The following is a 20,028-nucleotide window of genomic DNA, read 5'->3' as shown; positions in this document are numbered from 1 at the left end:
ATCAACAGCTTTATCACTTAAATCTCATCTTGAATTCTTTTTCAGCTTCTCTCTGCTGGTCTTTCTTGGCCATATCCGCACGTTTATCATACAGCTTCTTACCTTTGGCAAGACCGATCTCGACCTTAACCCTGCCGTTCTTAAAGTACACTTCAAGTGGAACAAGTGTATATCCCTGAACCATCTTCTGCTGGTCGAGTTTTCTTATCTCAGTCTTGTGCAAAAGAAGTTTCTTAACCCTGAGCGGATCCTTATTAAAGATGTTTCCCTTCTCATACGGAGTGATATTCATTCCCATGATAAAAGCTTCACCTTTATCAATACTGATCCAGGCTTCTTTTATACTGCACTTTCCCTGGCGGATAGATTTAACTTCCGTTCCGAAAAGTTCAATACCTGCCTCGTATTTTTCTTCTATAAAATAATCGTGATAAGCCTTTTTGTTATTGGCTACCAGCTTTCTTGCCTTATCTTCTGCCATAATGATTCCTTTTTATTTTCTTCTTTTCCCTTTGCCCTGAGCGCTTCTTGCAGCCTTACTCGTGGCAGACTTCTTGTATTTATGCACCTTGTAAACTTTGCGGGTTGATTTCTTCTCGCCGTTATCATCAGTCTTTTTTCTTCCGGAACGTGATGATTTCGCCGCAGAACCTCTTCCGGCCTTAACACTTTTTTTGCGCTTAGGCTTAGGCTCTCCCGTCCTCGGATCGGGCTCATACTCATTAAGATCTATCAGCCTGCCCGCATATTCAACAAGTCTTTTCCTGACAAGCTCTTTTGCAGAATCCTCCGAATCGTCAAACTCATCCTCTGAATAGTCTACACCCTCGTTTATATTTTCCGCAGCTTCACTGAGCTTTCTGATCTTCCTTGCCTTATCCTCGGCAATCTTTCTTGCTTTTGGAACAAAACGATCCCCAACAGGGTAAAAATCTTCATCATCGCTATCGGGATCTATCAACATAAAGTCTATCGTCTTGGTAATCCTGTCAGCTCCGAGAACACGGATCATGACTTTCATTCCGAGAGTATACTCTTTGTGATATCGCTCTCCCACAAGCTTCATCGAAGTTTCATCATACACGTAGAAATCATCTTCCATTGAAGCCGCTCTGATCATGCCCTCGCAGGAGTTTTCAAGTTCAACGAACATTCCCCACTGAGTAACGCCGGAAATAACACCTTCAAACTTCTCTCCGATATGATTTTCCATGTACTGGGCCTTCTTGAGCTTTTCAGTCTCACGCTCAGCCTCTTCCGCTCTTCGTTCCATCTCGGATGAATGCTTTGCAACTTCATCCAAAATTTCCTCATAGTGAGAAGCCTTGGCCTCATTCATCCTTCCGCGAAGATGATCCTTGATTATTCTGTGTATCTGAAGATCGGGATATCTTCTTATCGGTGACGTAAAGTGGCAATAGTAATCAAACGCAAGTCCGAAGTGTCCCGTGCAGTCTGTGCTGTACTTAGCCTGCATCATGCTGCGAAGAGTCATTCTGCTGACTACCGCTTCTTCTTTGGTTCCTTCTATGCCCTTTAAGAGTTTCTGTATCTCTTTTGGCTTAACTCCCTCATCTCTTCTGGTTTTGATATGGAACCCGAAGTTATTTACAAAAACAGAAAGAGTTGCGATCTTCTCAGGATCGGGCTGTTCATGAATACGATACACGAAAGGACTCTGCATGAAATAAAAATGCTCTGCAACAGTCTGATTGGCAGCAAGCATGAAATCTTCAATAAGCTTTGTTGCCGTATTTCTTTCACGCATAACTATATCTGTAGGATTTCCGTCCGCATCAAGAAGAATCTTTGATTCAGGAAAATCAAAGTCAATAGCGCCTTTCTTCTCACGTCTTTTTCTGAGAATACCGGAAAGGACCGCCATATCTCTGAACATGGGAACAAGATCTTTGTACTTGGCAATCTCCTCTTCATCCTCATCTTCAAGAATCTTCGCAACCGAAGTATAGGACATTCTCTCGTTGACGTTAATGACTGACTCAACTATGTTGTGGTCGACGATACCGCCGTTTTTATCGACAGTCATAAGACAGCTAAGTGCAAGCCTGTCTTCGCCGTGATTTAAAGAGCATATGCCGTTGGAAAGTCTGTGCGGAAGCATAGGGATTACTCTGTCAACAAGATACACACTGGTTCCTCTCTTGAGCGCTTCCCTGTCAAGTGCAGAGCTCTCCTGAACATAATTCGTAACATCGGCAATATGAACACCCAGATGATAAAGTCCCTCTTCATCAATATAGAGGCTTACCGCATCGTCAAGATCCTTGGCATCCTCACTGTCAATGGTTACCATGGTGAGATTCCTTAAGTCCTCTCTCCCGTACATATCGGCTTCGCTGATAAAATCAGGGCACTTATTCGCCTGGTTTATGACCTTCTCGGGGAACTCCGTGGGGATTCCGTTATTCTTTACAATAGACAGAATATCTACTCCGGGATCGTTTATATTTCCGATTATCTCAAGAACTTTGCCCTCAGGCTTCTGTCTCTTGGCTACATTTCCGTAGTCGGTTAATTTAACAAGAACTTTGTCGCCGGTAACAGCCTTATTATGATGTTCGATAGGAATAAAAATATCGCTGGTAAACTTATCGCTGTCGGGAATAACAAAACCAAAATTCTTCTCAGCCTGGTACGTTCCGACAATCTCTTCAATACCTCTTACAAGAATATTTCTGATACGGCCTTCTTTTCTTTTACCCGTCTGTTCTTTCAGAAGCTCAACTTCAACAGTGTCGGAATGATAAGCCCCGTGCACGTATTCCTCGGGGATAAAAATATCCTCATCCATATCGTCAACGCTAACAAAGCCGAATCCTCTGGCGTTTGAGATAAATTTACCCACTATAAGCTCAGCGGATTTTTTCTTGCTTCCGCCATATACGCTGTCTTCTATTCTCTTAAGTTTTTTCCCCTTACTCATAATTAAGCTCCACGACATTATGTCAAATACGAAATAAGGCACTCTAAATTAATAGAGTGCCCGAAATCCATCAAAAACAAAGATCAAATAATATTCATATCAAGAAATACACTTAATAAGATGAAAAGAATAGCAAGGACAACTGTTAACTTCTTCATCATTCCTTCTGAAGAACGTCCCTTATTCTTACCCCAGTATGTATTCTCAACTGAACCTTGAATTGCCCCAAGTCCCTGGCTCTTGCCTTCCTGAAGAAGAACAAGAACTACCAGAACGGCACATATCAATATAAAAATTACACCTACTACGTAATTTAAAGCATTCACAAAAATAGCCCTCCCAGTACGTATTACTGAAAAAAATGTTTGTCGCAATTAGCGAACAAATAATACTTTAACATATTATCACTTTTTTATCAACAAAGACTTTCCTGTCATTTCCTCAGGCTGCTTCTCTCCCATGCACTCGATAAGTGTAGGAATGATATCTGCAAGGCATCCGCCCTCTCTGAGAGTGTACGCAGAATCGTAATTAACAAGGATGAAAGGAACAGGATTTGTTGTATGAGCTGTCCAAGGCTCGCCTGTCTCGTAATCGATCATCATATCTGCATTACCGTGATCTGCACAGATAAACATTGTTCCGTTTGTTGCCTTAATAGCTTCAACGATCTTGCCAACACACTCGTCAACTGTCTCGATAGCCTGAACAGCTGCAGGAATAACACCTGTGTGTCCAACCATGTCAGGGTTAGCGAAGTTAGCTACAACAACATCGTACTTCTGAGAATTGATAGCATCGAGAATCTTCTCGCATACTTCAGGAGCGCTCATCTGAGGCTTAAGGTCGTATGTGGGAACATCCTTAGGGCTGTTTACAAGTACTCTGTCCTCACCGTCGTTGGGCTTCTCAACACCGCCGTTAAAGAAGAATGTTACGTGAGCATATTTCTCTGTCTCAGCGATACGAGCCTGTTTAAGTCCCTTAGCTGCAAGCCACTCACCGAATGTATTTGTAAGAAGAACCTTCTTAAATGCAACTTCCTTATTAGGAATAAGAGGATCGTAATCTGTGAAGCAAACATAAGTAACGTCGGGTCTCTTACCTCTGTTAAACTTATCAAACTCATCATCACAGAAGCAGTGTGTGATCTCTCTTGCTCTGTCAGGACGGAAGTTAAAGAAGATGATTGAATCCTTATCCTTAACTGTAGCAACAGGCTCGCCGTTCTTCATGATAACTGTAGGAATAACGAACTCATCTGTCTTGCCATCCTTATATGTCTGAACCATGCACTCGTGTGCGCTGTCTGCCTTATTACCCTCGCCCTTTGTAAGCGCATTGTATGCAAACTCAACACGGTCATAGTTATTATCTCTGTCCATAGCATAGTAACGGCCGGAAATAGAAGCAATCTGACCTACGCCAAGTTCCTTCATCTTATCTTCAAGCTGCTGAACGAAATCAATTCCGCTCTCCGGAGGAGTATCTCTTCCGTCAAGGAAGCAATGTACATATACTTTGCTGAGACCGTTCTTCTTAGCAAGCTCAAGAAGTCCGTAAATATGTGTAATATGGCTGTGTACACCACCATCTGAAACAAGTCCGTACATGTGAAGTGCAGAATCATTTGCCTTACAATTATTAATTGCAACCATAAGCCCTTCATTTGTGAAGAAATCACCATCCTCGATAGACTTTGTGATTCTTGTGAGCTCCTGATACACAATTCTGCCGGCACCCATATTCATGTGTCCAACCTCTGAATTACCCATCTGTCCGTCAGGAAGACCTACCGCAAGTCCGCTGGCATTTCCCTGTACAAAAGGATATTCCTTCATAAGTGAATCCATCACAGGAGTCTTTGCCATTGCAATAGCATTTCCCTCAGGATTAGGGTTGATTCCGTATCCGTCAAGAATCAAAAGAACTGTTGGCTTTGAACCTTTCATTTATATATTCCTCCATATCTACGCTTAATGCGATTAAAATACTAATAAATTAATTTTTTCCTTGGATAGTATATCTCAAACAGTACCAAAATGACAAGATAAGTTTATTTTAGTACATAACCGTTTGAATCTACTCTTTTGACACGGCCGTCTTCCTCATTACAATCTATACTGATATAAGAAATAATAAGTTTTCCGCCGTCGTTAAGCGCAACAGGCTCCTCAATGACAGAATTAAGTTTCTCACTGCCTGCTCCCGCTTTTTCCAGATTAACAAGTTTTTTTATCAAATCTTCAAGATTGACAACACCTACCTTCTCTTCTCCGCAGGTAACGTCATACTCATAACGGCCTGAATCCCCATCCTCAGAACCGGAATATGCAATATCGACAATATATAGCTTCTCATATCCGCCGGAAATATCAAAACAATTATCATCATTTCTGTTTGCATAGATATATGTAGTTCCACCGGCCGGATGATATTCGGTTCCCGCAAGTTCGATCATTGCATTATTCTGCTCGTCGCTTAGCTTTTTATGTATATAATTTTTTCCCGCAGCTCCGCATGAATACGCAATGGTTCTGTATGACTCCGAAACGGCATGCGTGGAAATATTTTCTTTGTTATTCGCAAGATACTTCATCACGTTCCCCTTATGAGACGCAATAACCGCAGAATAAGCATTTATTCCGGGAGCCAAAAGAGCTACGTAAGAAACCGCAATTACTATGCAAAATACAACCGGCATAGCGTTCTTCTCTTTTTTCATGTTGTATATATACAAAACAAAATATGCGATCTCAAATACAATAGCTGCAATACCCGCGTATCTTGCAAGTGTAAGACCATATATGTAAATCTGCCTTCCAAGACTCACGATTTCCATGATGATGCAAGGAATAAAAAGAAGCGGCATAAATTTAAAAATTTTTCTCATGCTCTCTTCGCATATTCCCTGAGCCATCGTCCATATAAACACGCCAAAGCCAAAGAGCGATGTAAGAATACCAAACACCATATACATCGGAAACATCCATTTTACGATCACTTTGATTATATAGGCATAGATGATCACAAATGCAATTGCCAAAAGACCTGTAAGCACGTAGCTTAGCATCACTTTGCCAAACTTAGAGATTTCATCCTCAGTCTTGGAAATCCCCATAAGCATGCAAGGATACTGAACAAATCCGAGAAGCAATATCCACACGCGCTCATAAACGCTAAAATCAACTTCAAATATAAGTGCACTAAACGCCCCTATGATCATCATAAGACCGATAAGAACGACGCAAAAAACAATCTCCGCTTTCATAAGACCGCAAAAAGCCTTTGCGGTATATTCTTCAAACGTACAACCGCTCTTTTTTAAGAACAGGTATAAAGACACGCATATCACAGCGACCGCAAAACATGCCACGATCCTGTAATCGTATTCCTCCCAGAGATCTACAGTAAACTCCGAAACACCAATTTTTTCCGCAATTGTATTGTGCCCGTATGTAAAAAATAATGCCGTCAAAACACCAAGTATCGTGCTAAAAACCATGACCGCAGCACTGATGGCCAGATATCTCTTATTCTTAAAAATATGATTCTCACCGCTTTTTATTTTATATACACGAAAAGCTTCACAGGGAATCGCTCCCAAAGCAAATATCAAAAAGAATATGGCAAGGCATCTGACAATGCGCGTTGCATCATCACTTCCGCCATCGCAAATGAAGCTGTACAGAATTGTTGCTATCAGTACGCTTATAACTGAAACCGGATGTTCTTTTACAATTTCAACAAAACCGTTTTTGATTTTTCTAAGTCCCGACATACTTCCTCCTTAACTCTCTTTATGCCTTCTCTGTCTTATCTATGGTAATATCGCATTCGATATCGGGTTCCACCCTCTTTATTCTATCTTCGAGATATGCGGTTATTTCATCGTCTTTCATACTGTATTTGTATGGAACGCTCAGATCAAACGCAACCCTATGCCCCTTATCATTTGAATGTTTAAGCCTGAAATCGTGAAATTTAAGCTCAGGATCAAGATTTTTTACAATGCAGCTCACTTTGCGCTTTAATCTGTCGGTGTCCTTATCTCCTATAACTACGGGATCCATATGTATAACAACCTCGCAGCTGTATTTGGCCCTGAGTTCATTCTCTATATCATCGATAAAATCATGAACGGTCACAAGATCGAGTCTTCCGTCAACTTCGGCATGAAGCGACATAAAAAGTCCCGTAGGTCCGTAATTGTGTATCACAAGGTCATGCACTCCGAGGATGTTTTCGTGTGAAAGAACCGTATCCTCGATTTCTTTTACAAGCTCTTTACTGGGTGGCTCTCCCAAGAGCGGATTGATCGTATCTTTTGCGGCATCAAGTCCAGTTTTTACAATGAGTATTCCAACCAGTATTCCCACATAGCCATCAAGAACAATACCTGTTTTGCTCGTAATTATCGCACATACAAGTACGACGGTTGTTGTAAAAACATCGGAAATACTGTCAAGAGCCGTATTATTAAGCGCAGGGCTCTCTATCTTCTTTGCAGCTTCCTTATTTCCCATGTACATCAAAAATTTGACAAATATGGCAAAGATCAGAATACCTGCCACAACAGGATCAAAGCTTATCTCTCCGGGATTGAGTATTTTCCCAAAAGATGTACGGATAAGCTCAACTCCCATGAGAATAATAAGAAGCGCAACTATAAGTCCCGCAATATATTCAATTCTGCCATGTCCGAAGGGATGTTCCTCGTCAGCTTCATGCCCCGAAAGCCTGAAGCCCACAAGAGTCACAACGGATGAACCAACATCCGAAAGATTATTTAAGGCATCTGCCATAATTGAAATCGATCCGGTAATAAATCCAGCGATCAATTTAGATACAAAAAGAATCAGATTCAAAAAAATTCCGACAGCCCCGGAAAGCACGCCGTATTGCTGCCTGACTTTCGCATTCTTAACCTGCGTATAGTCTTTTATGAAAAACTTTGCAAGAAAACAGATCATACATGTACAGAGTATTGCAAGCAGCCATTATCTGTTGTCTTCAAAAAAATGAATACATATCAGAAGTGTCCCTCTGCCCACAGATACCTCCGCCTCCTCATCAATGATAAACTCATTACTGACACCAAGCGGAAAATCACTTGTAAGAGTCCCCTTATCAAGCGTATACATTAGTCCTTTTAAAGTAACTTCGTAGGATTTTTCGGAAAGCGAAAAAACTGAAAGATACCCCGTATTTCCTCTGTTAAACTTAATAGTTTCGTTCTCCGCAATCATGAGCATCTTATCATGCTCCATGATATATCCCGTTCCGCCGTTATGTTTAATATACAACAAAGTCTGTACATTAGCAAAACTGTGGTCGAAACGTGCCCCGCCCAGAGCACCGTACAGGTATATCTTTTTATAGCCTTTTGAAAGAGCTATCTTAACAGCTTTGATGGTATCGGTATCATCCTTTCTAACATCAAGGCGCAGGATTCTGTCCGGATCCGACTCGGCGATCTCTTCAAGGCTTCTAAGAGCCTGTGGACCAAGCTCAGCCGTCGAATCAAAGTCACCCACAATAAGATTGGGCAAAAGTCCCAGTTGCTCCGCATATGCAAAACCTGCGTCACATGCAATAAGATAATCACCTTCATTGAGATTTATATCAACCGGAACAAAACTTCCGGCGGAAATTATTACACATTTAGGCTCAATTCTATTATTATTCACTACATTTCCCTCAGTTGTATGATATTTCGTAACTAAAACAATACTTTCATAACAGGTATTTTTAACTATATCATAAAGCTAATTTATTTTAAATAATATTGCGTGTTACGGAAAAGTACACACATTTCGCTTGCTTACTTTGATAGGCTAATTTTAGCCTACTAATTAATTTGTACACTAATATGAACGAAATCTTGCAAAAATTACACTTTGTGCTTATAGGCATAGACATAATCAAAAAAATTAAATAAAATCAGATTGTGGTTAAAAGTAATCACAACCACTGTTTAAGCTATCCTCAAAGTAAACCCCCACTTTTCTCTCTTTTCTAAACAGGGCAGAAATCGCAAGATTTCCGCCCTGTTTAACTTTTTATACAAATATTTATTACTCTGAAAGCAATTCTCCCATCTCTTTAATCGAAGCAAATACCACATCAGGTTGCACTTTAGATGTAGGAATATCCTCTTTTTTGGTCTCGCCCGTAAGAACCAGAACTCCCATTGCGCCGTTATTTACACCGGTCGCAACGTCCGTATATATTCTGTCCCCTACAAATGCAATTCTTTCAGCAGAAATTCCCGTAGATGCAACTATCATATCAACCGTTTCTTTAAAAGGCTTTCCGACAAATCTTGGCTTAACTCCAGTAGAAAGTTCAATCGCTGCACATATTGCGCCGCAATCGGGGATAAATCCGTTTTTCACAGGACAATTGATATCCAGATGTGTCGCAAGAAAAGTTGCTCCCTCTCGTATATATATGCACGCATTTGTAAGAGTCTCATAAGTAAGAGTCTTGTCAAATCCGACAACAACGATATCGGGACGCTCTGCTTTCCTTCCATCCGCAGATACTCCCGTCTTTGCATCATACAGATTTATTCCCGCATCGACAAAGCTCTTTCTGAGCGGCTCTGTACCGAGAAGATACACTGATTTTCCCTGATACTTTGTCTGCAAAAATTTTATCATCACATCTCCCGATGTCATGATCATATCACTCGTGATATGGCAGTTCATTCGCGCAAGTTTCTTGATGTACTCCTCAGAAGAAGTAGATGAATTATTGGTAAAGAAGATATACCTTTTGCCGGCTCTTTTCACCGCTTCCAGAAAGTCAAGCGAGCCATCCAATATGTCATTTTCAAGATAGAAGGTTCCGTCCATATCAAGTACAAACAGATCCGTGTTATTAAGTATTTTTTTCTTATTCTCCAAGCTAAACATTTTTACCTCGTCAGTCTTCTATATATTTTCATTATGCAGGTGCTTGTCATAAAGCAAAACAATATCACCTGTTTTTATAACAAGTTTACCGTTAGGAACCAGGGCTTTATTATCTCTTCTCACCATGAAGATATAACTTTGTCTAGAAATGTCTATATCCCTGATCGCAGTGTTATTCCATGAATGGCCTTCATTTATGACAATCTCTTTTATCGCAACAGGCTGAAGTTCCTTGGTCTTTTCGGCGCACAAAACAATAAGATCGTTTGCACGAAGAACAGTGCCGCCCCTTGGAATTATCGTTTCATTGTTTCTCTGAACAGCCACCACCATGATATCCTTCGGAAGGCCTATATCGGCAACCTTCTTCCCCGTCCATGAATCATTACTCCCAAGCACGACCCTGATAAAGTGAATATTCTCTTCTTCCGCAAACTCTCCTATATCCTTAAGCCTCTGGAACTGTTCGACGAATCCCGCGGAAATGATACCTGTAGGGATTGCGACCATTCCGACGCCCAGAAATGCAATTATTATCGCAAGTATCTTACCCATAATCGTAACAGGGTATATATCGCCGTATCCTATGGTTAGAAGCGTCGATGCCGACCACCATATACCGGAAAAGGCATTTTTAAACACTTTCGGTTGCCTGTCATGCTCAACGCTGTACATACAAAGGCTTGCTGCCATCATAAGTATAAGTATTATAAACACAGAAGCCATGAGCTGCTGCTTCTTTCTGTTTATTACTTCCGTTATGACATTAAGTTGATCGTAATAGGAATTGATTCTGAACAGCCTGAGAATCCTTGCAACTCTGAAGAGTTTGAATACAGCTGTTCCTGCCGGAAAGAATACCGGGAAAAATACTGAAAGATAGTAGGGTAAAAACGATAAAAGATCAACAATACCCGTAAAAGACAAAATATATTTTCTGAGTGATGTAAGCTCACTATCCTTTGGATAAAGCTCATTAGCGGAAAGAAGCCGTAAGATATAGTCAATTGCAAAGAAAAATGTTGTCACAGCCTCAATCCCAAGAAGGAGCCCTTTATAATGCTCCTCCATGTAATTGTAGGTTATCGCAAATGCTGAAAAGAGATTTAGAACAAGTGCAACAATACTCAAAAAGTCATAGAATCTGTTGATAGGCTCATCTATCACGCCGACACTGACCATATTAAATATCTTTGCTCTTAAGGTCTTGCCGATCAGAGTTTTTCTGTCTTTCACTGTTCCGCCTCCCTTACGCTCAGCCATAAATCTTTACTTTTTGCGTTTTCCAAAGCTTTCCATTACAAGATCGTCGACATCCTGAAGATAATCAATACTTCTCTTTTTATTCTCTGCTTTTATATTTTTGCGATCTGACTTTGATACATTCATTGTATCTCTATCTTCGCCCATATACCATGCTTTTGTAGATTTCTCATCCTTGATGTTGAGTCTTCCTACATTCTCAAACACAGATGCTCCGTCCTGATATGACTTGGATGAAGAACGTTCTCTTCTCGGCTTGGGAGAAGTGTTCTCTCTTTCAGGGAGCTCCGCATTCTTATAAGAGGATCTGCGCTTATCGCTTCCCCTTCTGTCTTCAAACTTTCTTCTGCCCGAAGATGAACCTCTCTTACCGTCTGTAGCGCGTCTGCCTTCAAACGCGCCTTTTTTCATATCGGAAGCTCTTCTTCCACCGTTAGGACCTCTTCTTCTGTCTCTCTTTCCGGTTCTCTCGTCATAACGGTAATCTCTTCCACCTCTGCGTCTGCGATCGCCGTAATCACGGTCTTTCTCAAAGAGAACAAGATCCTCGATATCGGCACCCATCTTGAGCTTCATGAATCCGGCAGCAAGCTGCTCCGCAGTATACTCGCCCTCTTCAATTTTCTGATTTACAAATTCAAGAGTAGAAGTAATATCGCCGTTCTCGATTATATCTATAACTTCACCGAATACCTTCTGTGACTTAACTCTTGTGATCTCTTTTGCAGAAGGAACTCTTCTTTCCTCAATCTTGGTATGACAAACTCTCTCAATCTCACGGAGCTTGTACATCTCTCTTCCGCCGACAAGCGTAAATGACTTACCGCTTCTGCCCGCACGACCTGTTCTTCCGATTCTGTGAACATAATACTCGATATCCTCGGGAATATCGAAGTTAAATACAGCCTCAACACCGCTTACGTCAATTCCTCTTGCCGCAACATCCGTAGCGATAAGGATATTGATCTTATCGGTTCTAAAGAGCTTCATAACGGTGTCTCTCTGATTCTGTGAAAGATCGCCGTGAAGTCCGTCTGCAAGGAATCCCTTGCCCTTGAGCTTCTCTGAAAGCTCATCAACCATTCTCTTTGTATTACAGAAAATAAGTGTTCTTCCGGGATTGAAATAATCAAGAAGTCTTACAAGAACTTCTTCCTTCATTCTCTGTGGAACCCTGTAGTAAGTCTGCTCGATCGCTGCTACAGTGATCTCCTTGGGAGTCATCTTTATATATTCAGCATCTTTCTGATACTTTCTTGTTATCTGCAAAATAGGCTCGGGCATTGTTGCTGAAAAAAGAGCTGTCTGTCTCTCCTCGGGCATTCCTTCAAGGATAGTCTCAATATCCTCTCTAAAGCCCATATCAAGCATCTCATCCGCCTCATCAAGTACGAGAACCCTGACATCCTTCATCTTCATGGTATGTCTTCTCATGTGGTCCATAACACGTCCGGGTGTGCCGACAACAATCTGTACTCCGGCCGAAAGTGCTCTTATCTGTCTTGAAATATCCTGGCCTCCGTATACCGCAAGAACCTTGATTCCATGCATATACTTGGCAAAATCTCTTATATCGTCGGCAGCCTGCATTGCAAGCTCTCTTGTAGGGCAAAGCACAACTGCCTGTAAGTGTTTATTCTCGGGATCAACTTTCTCCAAAAGAGGAATACCAAACGCAGCGGTCTTACCTGTACCCGTCTGCGCCTGACCTATGATATCTTTACCTTCCATCATTACAGGAATTGCCGCTTTCTGGATGGGGGACATATACTCAAATCCCATCTCTGAAACAGCACGGATTATCTTCTCATTAAGACCTGATTCGTCATATCTGATCTTTATTTCTTCGTTGTTATTATTTACTTCCATTCATTACATCCTTATTTTTTACAAGGTAATCCACAAGAGAAATGATGGTGAGCGCAAGCGCTATCCACATAATTACCTGTGTAAGCATATAAAAAGCGTCGTTCTGTATATTTGCGATCATCAGGATTACCATAATCATTTGAAACGTTGTCTTAAATTTGCCCCAGTAGCTTGCGGCAATTACTCTTCCGTTGTCGGAAGCAATAAGTCTGAATCCACTGATAACGAATTCTCTGGCGATGATAACTATAACTATCCATGAAGGAATTCTTCCAAGTTCTATAAGTCCTATCATCGCACTGCAAACAAGAAGTTTGTCTGCCAAAGGATCCATAAACTTACCAAAATCAGTGATAAGGTTATATTTTCTCGCAATCTTTCCATCAAGCATATCGGTAAGACTTGCTATTACAAATATTCCAAGCGCGATCCATTTAAATGAAACGCTGTTAGGATCAAATAAAAGAAAAAATACAAAAAAAGGAATCAATATTACTCTGCATACTGTTAATTTGTTCGGTAAATTCATATTTTTTCCTCCCCAATCAAGTCGTATTCGTTAGAGCCTGTTATATGTACCTTTATATAATCGCCTGTCATAAGCTCTCTCTGCACTCCGGTCACAAAAAGATAACCGTCTATATCAGGAGCATCCTTATATGTACGCGCAACATAGGACAGGCCGTCATCATCATCTGAATCTGTGATTCTGCCTTCGATAACCGCATCGACATCTCTTCCGACCATCTCACCGGCAGCTTCAAACGCAATTTCCTGCTGAAGCTTCATAAGTTTATTCCTTCTGGTCGTCTTAACCCTCTCAGATACCTGATCCGGCATAGTCGCAGCAGGTGTATCTTCTTCCTGTGAATATGTAAATACACCCAATCTGTCAAATCGAAGATCTCTCACAAGCGCCATCGTCTCATTGTGATCTTCCGCAGTTTCTCCGGGGAACCCGCTTATAAGCGTTGTTCTTATGCAAATATCCGGAATCTCTTTTCGAAGCTTGCCTACAAGCTCCCTAATCTCGGCATTGCTGGTTCTGCGCCCCATCTTCTTAAGGATCTTATCCGATCCGGACTGAATGGGTATATCAAGATAATTACATATCTTAGGCTCATTTTTTATAGTTTGAATAAGTTCATCGGTGATCTCTTCCGGATAACAATACAAAACCCTTATCCACTTAAAGCCCTCAATCTCGCAAAGCTTATGCAAGAGTTCAGGGAGTTTCTTCTCTCCGTAGAGATCCATTCCGTACAAGGTTGTTTCCTGTGCAACTATCAAAAGTTCAGAAACACCTTTTTCCGCAAGCTTATTGGCATCTTCCAAAAGCTGCTCCATCGGAACACTTCTGTAATTTCCTCTAACTTTGGGTATTATGCAATAAGTGCAATGTTTATCGCACCCTTCTGCAATCTTAAGATAATTAAAAAGACCGCCTGTAGTAATAATTCTGTCCATGCCTCCCACAGGCTTTTTATTGATATCATCAAAATAGTTCTTGTGAGAAAAAATCGTGTTTCTGGCTAAAGTCTCATCAATAGCTTCTATGATCTTATCAGAGGATGTTACACCAAGGATTTCATCGACTTCCGGAATCTCATCCTGAATCTCTTCCTTGTATCTCTGTGCAAGACAGCCCGTAACGATAAGCGCCTTCAGCTGTCCTGCCTTTCGAAGCTCCGCAAGTTCAAGTATTGCATCAATGCTTTCCTGCTTAGCATCATTTATAAAGCAGCAGGTGTTTACAACTGCTGCTTCTGCTTCCGATTCATCATCTGTAAAGTCATACCCACGGCTATGCAACATACCAAGCATAACCTCGGTATCAACTCTATTTTTGTCGCATCCAAGCGATACAAACAATATCTTCATATCAGTTTTCTTCTGTACTCTCAACTTCCTCAATTGCGTCTGCGCTATCAAGCTTTTCTTTTTCCTCTTCAGTAAGAATGCGAAGAGTATCCTGATTCATTTCCTCAACCGCAATTGAAAGAGGCTTCTGCTTATCCTTAACCTTAACCATAGGCTCGTCACCTGCAATAATCTGTCTTGCTCTCTTTGCAGTAGCCATAACTACTGAATATCTTGAGCTGATTACAGGCTCCTCACCCTCTTCAACTCCCTTGTTTACTACTTTCATCAGATCTACATATGAAGGATGTATCATGTTGTTCCTTTCCTGCGGATATCCGCAAATAACATTTATTTGATTAAATTAGTATTTTTCAAGCTGATGCCTTATGTCATCTATAAATTCAAGATTTCTGTCCGGACTGCAATGAGCTGCACTTATGATCCTGTGCACATTCTCAACGCACTCCTCGAGCTTATCATTGACAACAATATAGTCGTACTTCTCAATTCCAACCGATTCCTCTTTTGCCCTGCTAAGGCGTTTCTTTATGACTTCATCGGTCTCAGTTCCTCTTCCGCGAAGTCTCTTCTCGAGTTCCCCGGCTGAAGGAGGTGTTATGAATAAAAGAACTGCGTCCTTATACTGTTCTTTGATCTGAAGCGCTCCCTGAATCTCAATCTCAAGGATAACATCGATTCCGTTGGCAAGCTTATCCTCTACGTACTTTCTGGGAGTTCCGTAGTAGTGATTGACATATTTGGCGTGTTCGATAAGCCCGTCTTCATCGATCATCTTCTCAAATTCTTCGGTAGTTACAAAAAAGTACTCTCTTCCGTTGACCTCGCCCGTTCTGGGAGTTCTGGTCGTAGCCGATACAGACAGAGCATACTGATCGTACTTTGCTGTAAGTGCCTTCATTACTGTGCCTTTGCCCGCGCCTGAAAAGCCCGAGACAACAATTATAATACCTTTACGATTCATCTGTAATATTCTCACTCTCTGATTGTGCTCTTGCACTGATTGTTTCAGGCAAAAGAGCTGATAACACAAGCATACCGTTCTCCATGACTAAAACAGCCTTGGTCTTACGTCCTTGCGTTGCATCAACACCCGTCCCCTGTTCCTTGGCCTTCTGAACCATTCTCTTTATCGGAGCTGCGTCAGGACTGACTATACTGATAATCTTGTCGGCGTTGACAATGTTGCCAAATCCAATATGAATGAGTTTACTCAATGTTCTGAATCTGCTCCCTTACTTTTTCTATATTGGTCTTAAGTGAGATTCCCCTGTCGGAGATCTTAAGATCAGTTGATTTAGAAAGGATAGTATTGGCTTCCCTGTTCATTTCCTGCGCAAGGAAATCAAGTTTTCTTCCGATTCCATCCTTGTCATCACCGTTTCTGAGTGCATCTGATGTCGCTTCTATATGGCTTCTGAGTCTTGTAAGTTCCTCATCCACGCATACCTTATCGGCAAATATGGTAACTTCCATGGCGAGACGATTCTCATCGATCTGCTTATCTTCCATCAGATCCTGAATCTTCTCTCTGAGTTTAGCCTTATACTCTTTGATGATTTCAGGCGAACGCTCGGTAATATACTCGACATTCTCAAGCATCTCCTCAAGTTTTGCCGTGAGATCGGCGCAAAGGAATTCACCTTCCTTAGCTCTTGACTCCATGAACTGTTTGCCGGCTTCATTCAGAGCTCTCTTAAGCCCCGTCCAAACTTCTTCCTCATCAAGCTCCTCTTCTTCCATTGTGAAGACTTCGGGAAACTTGGATAAAAGAGGAAGTCTTATCTCATCATCAAGGTTAAAGTCCTTGATCATTTCCTGCAAAGCATCGTAGTATTCCTGCGCGATAGCCTTGTTATATTTAACCTTGGACTCGGACTCCGAAAAATCCTCGTAGCTGACAAACACATCAACTTTGCCACGTTTCATATAGCCTTTTAGTTCTGAACGAATTGCAGACTCAAATGCGTTGAATTTCTTAGGCATCTTGACATTTATATCAAGATAACGATTGTTAACAGATTTAAGCTCAACAATGTACTTGCGTTGACCTTCTGTGACTTCACTTCTGCCAAAACCAGTCATACTGCAGACCATCTGTAAATCCCCCTTATTTTTGGGCATAATAATACACAAGTTATTATAATATAACCCAAAATTAAGGTCAATGCAAATCAGAGACAGCTTGCATATGCTGCCTCGGCACCTTCTTTACGTATTTTCTCAAGATTTTTTATAACTGCGTCTGTAAGACCTTCTATTTCATTAAGGTCAGTATCCCACATATTCTTGTTTCCGAGAACTGCTTTAACAAGCGCTTCTTCGGAATCGGCTCTGTGCTCATAGTAGAACTCAAGAACCCATCTGTCATCGCTTACAGTGTAGGTATTGCCTGCAGGTCTTTTGCATAAAAGCCCTGCGTCCGTAAGCTCGGATATATCATTTGAATAAAAAGCAATATATGCCGCAAGTGACATTGTAAGACATACGGGAAGTTTGCCGTTCTTCTCAATATACTGAAGGAATGACGGCATATTTCTTGCCTTCCACTTACTTGTTGAGTTAAGCGATATCGACATAAGCTCATGATTTACGAAAGGATTGTTGAATCTGTCCTTAACCGCACTCGCGAACTCATCAAGATCGTCCTTATCAAGGTGATCCACAAGCGTCGGAATAACCTCGTCATTAAGCATCTTGTTCATGAAACCTGCGATTGTATCATTCTGCATACAGTCTCTTACAATATCCTGTCCCGCAAGATACGCGCCAAGCACAAATCCCGTGTGTGCCCCGTTAAGAATGCGGACTTTGCGGTGTTTATACGGCATAACATCAGGAACAACATGAACATTTACTCCTGCCTTCTTAAAAGGAAGCCTGTCCTCAAGTTCCTTGGGGCCTTCGATTATCCAGACACCGAATATCTCACCGACATCAATGAGCTCATCGTGATAGCCGTTTTCAGCTTCGAGCTTCTCAACTTCTTTTGCATCGCGGATACGTCCCGGAACAATCCTGTCTACGAGAGTTGAACAAAAAATGTTGTCAGCATTCACCCAGTTCTTGAACTCCTCGCCGAGATTCCACTGATCGATATAACTGTTTACGCACTTAAGGAGCTCTTTTCCGTTATTATCGATAAGCTCGCAGGAAAGAATAACCACGCCCTTCTTGCCTGCCTTGAATCGTGTATAAAGAACCTGTGTGAGCTTTCCGGGGAAGCTGCTTGCAGGAACATCCTCAAACTTGCAGGAAGGATCGTAAGCAATTCCCGCCTCCGTTGTATTTGAAACGATGATATCGAGAGAATCGCTCGCGGCAATCTCCATCATCTTATCGAAATCGCTCTTTTCATAAGGATTAAGACAGCATTTGACCGCAGAAATAACTCTCTTAAGATCTACCTTCTCTCCGTTCTCGCTTCCTCTGAGATACAGAGTGTAAAGCCCCTCCTGATCGTTAATGAGCTTCGTAAGTCCCTGCGCGATTGGCTGAACCAGCGCAACCTTGCCGTCAAAACCTGCTTTTTCATTACTTATATCAAAAAAATAATCAACAAACGCGCGAAGAAAGTTGCCTTCTCCAAACTGAAGAACCTTAATCTGCGCATCTTTTTGTACAAATCCCTTGTAACCTGTATTTGCCAAAACATCGTAATTTAATAGCTGCATAACCCATACCCTCCGAATGTAACTTCTTACATTAATTTTTGAATAAAAATCTTTACTTTTACTGTTATAACAGATTATGTAAGCGTTTACAATAAAATAATTATAAATATCAAAAAATGCCATATTTTGGAAAGAGATTCGTAAGATTCATCCAAGTAATGACAACATGTAAGCTGTTCATTATAATTAAAAATGTACTGCTTTGGCATAAAACAAAGAAACATTAGGCGCCAGGCAGTTTGGGAGGTTATAGCAATGATTTTTACAAATGAAGAATTAAAAAAGATTTATTTTGGGGCCTATGAATTTGAAGAGACCGAAGACGGATATCTTCAGGCTTTTCAGTATTCCAAAAAGCAAGTTGAATACTTTAAAGGCGCGTTTGAGATGTGGTATGACCGCTGCACCGCAACAACCGCCAAAACGCTTGAGTTTACTACATCCGCAAGTAAACTCTCATTTGATTACAAGATAATATGGAAGGGCTCTCCCGATTCTTTTGAGCTCTTGGTCGACGGATTTGTAACCGAAATCAAATATGTAAAAGACATCATGGATGTCGGCACAATTGAATGGGAACTTCCCGAAGGTAAAAAGAATGTAATCATCTATCTTCCGGCAGATGCCACGGTCTGGATCAAGAACTTCACGATAGATGCCGATGTAATTCCCGCTGTTAAAGGTGAAAAAGTATTGTGGCTCGGAGATTCCATCACTCAAGGCTACGGCCCCTTACGATCGTCCTGTACATATGTAAGCGTCGCCAACAGGATTCTTAATTATGACATCCTTAACCAGGGCATCGGCGGATATATATATGATAAGAAGTCGCTCATGAAAATGGACGGCTATATGCCGGACAAGATTATTGTTGCGCTCGGGACCAATCAGTACGGCGACGGCGACATGAGCAAAGTCGAGGAATATTACGAGACTTTAACCGGTATATACGGTAATGAGATACCTATTCTTTGCATATCGCCTCTGTGGAGAGGAGATCATATAGACGAATTGCCGACGCTATATTCTTTCTGCGAAAAAGTCAGAGATATTGCCGGACAATACAAAAACGTAAAGATCATCGACGGAATGAAAATGGTACCTCACTTCCCCGAATACTTCCTGGACAATCTTCATCCCAATTGCTTCGGATGCGAGACATACGGAAGAAATCTCGCTGCGGAAATTGAGAGAATCGGATTCTGATTTTAAAAAGAAAGGCTATGCATAGATCACATGCATAGCCTTTAACATTATAATCAATCATCCTCTGCTTACATAATCCGGCTTATCATCCATGATGATTGCTGCAATGATGTAAATCAATAATCCGCTTCCGTATGTAAGTGCAAGTATCGCATAAACGAGGCGAACTATTGTGGGATCAATTCCGAAAAACTCCGCAAGTCCTCCGCATACACCACAGATCTTTCTGTCATTACTTTTATAAATTCTTCTTTTTTCCATCTTACGCTTT

At 41.3% G+C, this 20,028-nt stretch carries 19 protein-coding genes; 1 reads left to right on the top strand and 18 read right to left on the bottom strand.

Features of this window, described 5'->3' with window-relative positions:
- Nucleotides 1-13: 13 nt before the first annotated feature.
- From smpB to DL92_RS0101270, 17 genes are all read right to left on the bottom strand, one after another.
- Nucleotides 14-481 (bottom strand): SsrA-binding protein SmpB, encoded by a 468-nt coding sequence (smpB, locus tag DL92_RS0101350; protein WP_026512786.1) that lies wholly within the window; start codon nucleotides 479-481, stop codon nucleotides 14-16.
- Nucleotides 482-493: 12 nt separating this feature from the next.
- Nucleotides 494-2,944 (bottom strand): ribonuclease R, encoded by a 2,451-nt coding sequence (gene rnr, locus DL92_RS17920; protein ID WP_034468252.1) that lies wholly within the window; start codon nucleotides 2,942-2,944, stop codon nucleotides 494-496.
- An 83-nt stretch (nucleotides 2,945-3,027) separates the two neighbouring features.
- Nucleotides 3,028-3,270, bottom strand: a complete 243-nt coding sequence (gene secG, locus DL92_RS0101340; protein WP_026655058.1) for a preprotein translocase subunit SecG — start codon at nucleotides 3,268-3,270, stop codon at nucleotides 3,028-3,030.
- A gap of 78 nt (nucleotides 3,271-3,348) precedes the next feature.
- Nucleotides 3,349-4,896 carry a 2,3-bisphosphoglycerate-independent phosphoglycerate mutase gene (gene gpmI, locus DL92_RS0101335; RefSeq protein WP_026655059.1) on the bottom strand — a complete coding sequence of 516 codons (1,548 nt, stop codon included), beginning with the start codon at nucleotides 4,894-4,896 and terminating at the stop codon, nucleotides 3,349-3,351.
- A 104-nt stretch (nucleotides 4,897-5,000) separates the two neighbouring features.
- On the bottom strand, nucleotides 5,001-6,725 hold the full coding sequence (locus DL92_RS0101330) for a DUF4153 domain-containing protein (RefSeq protein WP_026666674.1): 1,725 nt from the start codon (nucleotides 6,723-6,725) through the stop codon (nucleotides 5,001-5,003).
- Nucleotides 6,726-6,744: 19 nt separating this feature from the next.
- The gene (locus DL92_RS0101325; protein WP_026666673.1) at nucleotides 6,745-7,917 is read right to left on the bottom strand and encodes a cation diffusion facilitator family transporter; all 1,173 of its coding nucleotides are present in this window, start codon (nucleotides 7,915-7,917) and stop codon (nucleotides 6,745-6,747) included.
- 27 nt (nucleotides 7,918-7,944) lie between these two features.
- Nucleotides 7,945-8,634, bottom strand: a complete 690-nt coding sequence (locus DL92_RS17915) for a thiamine diphosphokinase (RefSeq protein ID WP_051625198.1) — start codon at nucleotides 8,632-8,634, stop codon at nucleotides 7,945-7,947.
- Between the two features lie 387 nt (nucleotides 8,635-9,021).
- Nucleotides 9,022-9,864: an HAD-IIA family hydrolase gene (locus tag DL92_RS0101315; RefSeq protein WP_034461991.1), complete on the bottom strand. Its 843-nt coding sequence runs from the start codon at nucleotides 9,862-9,864 to the stop codon at nucleotides 9,022-9,024.
- An 18-nt stretch (nucleotides 9,865-9,882) separates the two neighbouring features.
- A complete protein-coding gene (locus tag DL92_RS17910; RefSeq protein WP_242845819.1) occupies nucleotides 9,883-11,100 on the bottom strand; it encodes an ion transporter in 1,218 nt (405 codons plus the stop codon).
- A 33-nt stretch (nucleotides 11,101-11,133) separates the two neighbouring features.
- Entirely contained in the window at nucleotides 11,134-12,996 is a 1,863-nt protein-coding gene (locus tag DL92_RS17905; protein ID WP_051198941.1) for a DEAD/DEAH box helicase, read from the bottom strand.
- Nucleotides 12,983-13,525: a CDP-diacylglycerol--glycerol-3-phosphate 3-phosphatidyltransferase gene (gene pgsA / locus DL92_RS0101300; protein ID WP_026655065.1), complete on the bottom strand. Its 543-nt coding sequence runs from the start codon at nucleotides 13,523-13,525 to the stop codon at nucleotides 12,983-12,985. The genes DL92_RS17905 and pgsA overlap by 14 nt, the downstream gene beginning before the upstream one ends.
- Nucleotides 13,522-14,877 (bottom strand): 30S ribosomal protein S12 methylthiotransferase RimO, encoded by a 1,356-nt coding sequence (gene rimO / locus DL92_RS0101295; RefSeq protein ID WP_026666672.1) that lies wholly within the window; start codon nucleotides 14,875-14,877, stop codon nucleotides 13,522-13,524. Before rimO ends, pgsA begins: the two co-directional genes overlap by 4 nt.
- A gap of 1 nt (nucleotide 14,878) precedes the next feature.
- The gene (gene rpoZ / locus DL92_RS17900; protein ID WP_026655068.1) at nucleotides 14,879-15,172 is read right to left on the bottom strand and encodes a DNA-directed RNA polymerase subunit omega; all 294 of its coding nucleotides are present in this window, start codon (nucleotides 15,170-15,172) and stop codon (nucleotides 14,879-14,881) included.
- Nucleotides 15,173-15,220: 48 nt separating this feature from the next.
- A complete protein-coding gene (gmk, locus tag DL92_RS0101285; RefSeq protein ID WP_026655069.1) occupies nucleotides 15,221-15,841 on the bottom strand; it encodes a guanylate kinase in 621 nt (206 codons plus the stop codon).
- Nucleotides 15,831-16,094 (bottom strand): DUF370 domain-containing protein, encoded by a 264-nt coding sequence (locus DL92_RS0101280; protein WP_026655070.1) that lies wholly within the window; start codon nucleotides 16,092-16,094, stop codon nucleotides 15,831-15,833. Before DL92_RS0101280 ends, gmk begins: the two co-directional genes overlap by 11 nt.
- Nucleotides 16,087-16,974 (bottom strand): YicC/YloC family endoribonuclease, encoded by an 888-nt coding sequence (locus tag DL92_RS0101275; RefSeq protein WP_026655071.1) that lies wholly within the window; start codon nucleotides 16,972-16,974, stop codon nucleotides 16,087-16,089. Before DL92_RS0101275 ends, DL92_RS0101280 begins: the two co-directional genes overlap by 8 nt.
- A gap of 77 nt (nucleotides 16,975-17,051) precedes the next feature.
- Nucleotides 17,052-18,551, bottom strand: a complete 1,500-nt coding sequence (locus tag DL92_RS0101270) for a tagaturonate reductase (protein ID WP_026655072.1) — start codon at nucleotides 18,549-18,551, stop codon at nucleotides 17,052-17,054.
- 255 nt (nucleotides 18,552-18,806) lie between these two features.
- Between DL92_RS0101270 and DL92_RS0101265 the strand changes: the two genes are divergently transcribed.
- Nucleotides 18,807-19,757 carry an SGNH/GDSL hydrolase family protein gene (locus DL92_RS0101265; RefSeq protein WP_026666671.1) on the top strand — a complete coding sequence of 317 codons (951 nt, stop codon included), beginning with the start codon at nucleotides 18,807-18,809 and terminating at the stop codon, nucleotides 19,755-19,757.
- 57 nt (nucleotides 19,758-19,814) lie between these two features.
- On the opposite strand, the gene DL92_RS0101260 is transcribed toward DL92_RS0101265, so the two are convergent.
- Complete coding sequence (locus DL92_RS0101260; protein ID WP_026655074.1) at nucleotides 19,815-20,018, bottom strand: PspC domain-containing protein; 204 nt, start codon at nucleotides 20,016-20,018, stop codon at nucleotides 19,815-19,817.
- Nucleotides 20,019-20,028 lie beyond the last annotated feature (10 nt).

Origin of the sequence: Butyrivibrio sp. AE2005 (assembly GCF_000686965.1) — a bacterium.
Taxonomy (GTDB): Bacteria; Bacillota; Clostridia; order Lachnospirales; family Lachnospiraceae; genus Butyrivibrio; species Butyrivibrio hungatei_A.
Note: the sequence above shows the minus strand (reverse complement) of the source record. Positions and strands in the feature narration are given on the sequence as shown.

Bases quoted from the DNA above. Each gene is read 5' to 3' on its own strand.
- rnr (WP_034468252.1), bottom strand. From the start codon at position 2,944: ATGAGTAAGGGGAAAAAACTTAAGAGAATAGAAGACAGCGTATATGGC.
- gmk (WP_026655069.1), bottom strand. From the start codon at position 15,841: ATGAATCGTAAAGGTATTATAATTGTTGTCTCGGGCTTTTCAGGCGCG.
- DL92_RS17905 (WP_051198941.1), bottom strand. From the start codon at position 12,996: ATGGAAGTAAATAATAACAACGAAGAAATAAAGATCAGATATGACGAA.
- gpmI (WP_026655059.1), bottom strand. From the start codon at position 4,896: ATGAAAGGTTCAAAGCCAACAGTTCTTTTGATTCTTGACGGATACGGA.
- DL92_RS0101330 (WP_026666674.1), bottom strand. From the start codon at position 6,725: ATGTCGGGACTTAGAAAAATCAAAAACGGTTTTGTTGAAATTGTAAAA.
- smpB (WP_026512786.1), bottom strand. From the start codon at position 481: ATGGCAGAAGATAAGGCAAGAAAGCTGGTAGCCAATAACAAAAAGGCT.
- DL92_RS0101270 (WP_026655072.1), bottom strand. From the start codon at position 18,551: ATGCAGCTATTAAATTACGATGTTTTGGCAAATACAGGTTACAAGGGA.
- DL92_RS0101315 (WP_034461991.1), bottom strand. From the start codon at position 9,864: ATGTTTAGCTTGGAGAATAAGAAAAAAATACTTAATAACACGGATCTG.
- rimO (WP_026666672.1), bottom strand. From the start codon at position 14,877: ATGAAGATATTGTTTGTATCGCTTGGATGCGACAAAAATAGAGTTGAT.
- rpoZ (WP_026655068.1), bottom strand. From the start codon at position 15,172: ATGATACATCCTTCATATGTAGATCTGATGAAAGTAGTAAACAAGGGA.
- DL92_RS0101260 (WP_026655074.1), bottom strand. From the start codon at position 20,018: ATGGAAAAAAGAAGAATTTATAAAAGTAATGACAGAAAGATCTGTGGT.
- pgsA (WP_026655065.1), bottom strand. From the start codon at position 13,525: ATGAATTTACCGAACAAATTAACAGTATGCAGAGTAATATTGATTCCT.
- DL92_RS0101275 (WP_026655071.1), bottom strand. From the start codon at position 16,974: ATGGTCTGCAGTATGACTGGTTTTGGCAGAAGTGAAGTCACAGAAGGT.
- DL92_RS0101325 (WP_026666673.1), bottom strand. From the start codon at position 7,917: ATGATCTGTTTTCTTGCAAAGTTTTTCATAAAAGACTATACGCAGGTT.
- DL92_RS0101265 (WP_026666671.1), top strand. From the start codon at position 18,807: ATGATTTTTACAAATGAAGAATTAAAAAAGATTTATTTTGGGGCCTAT.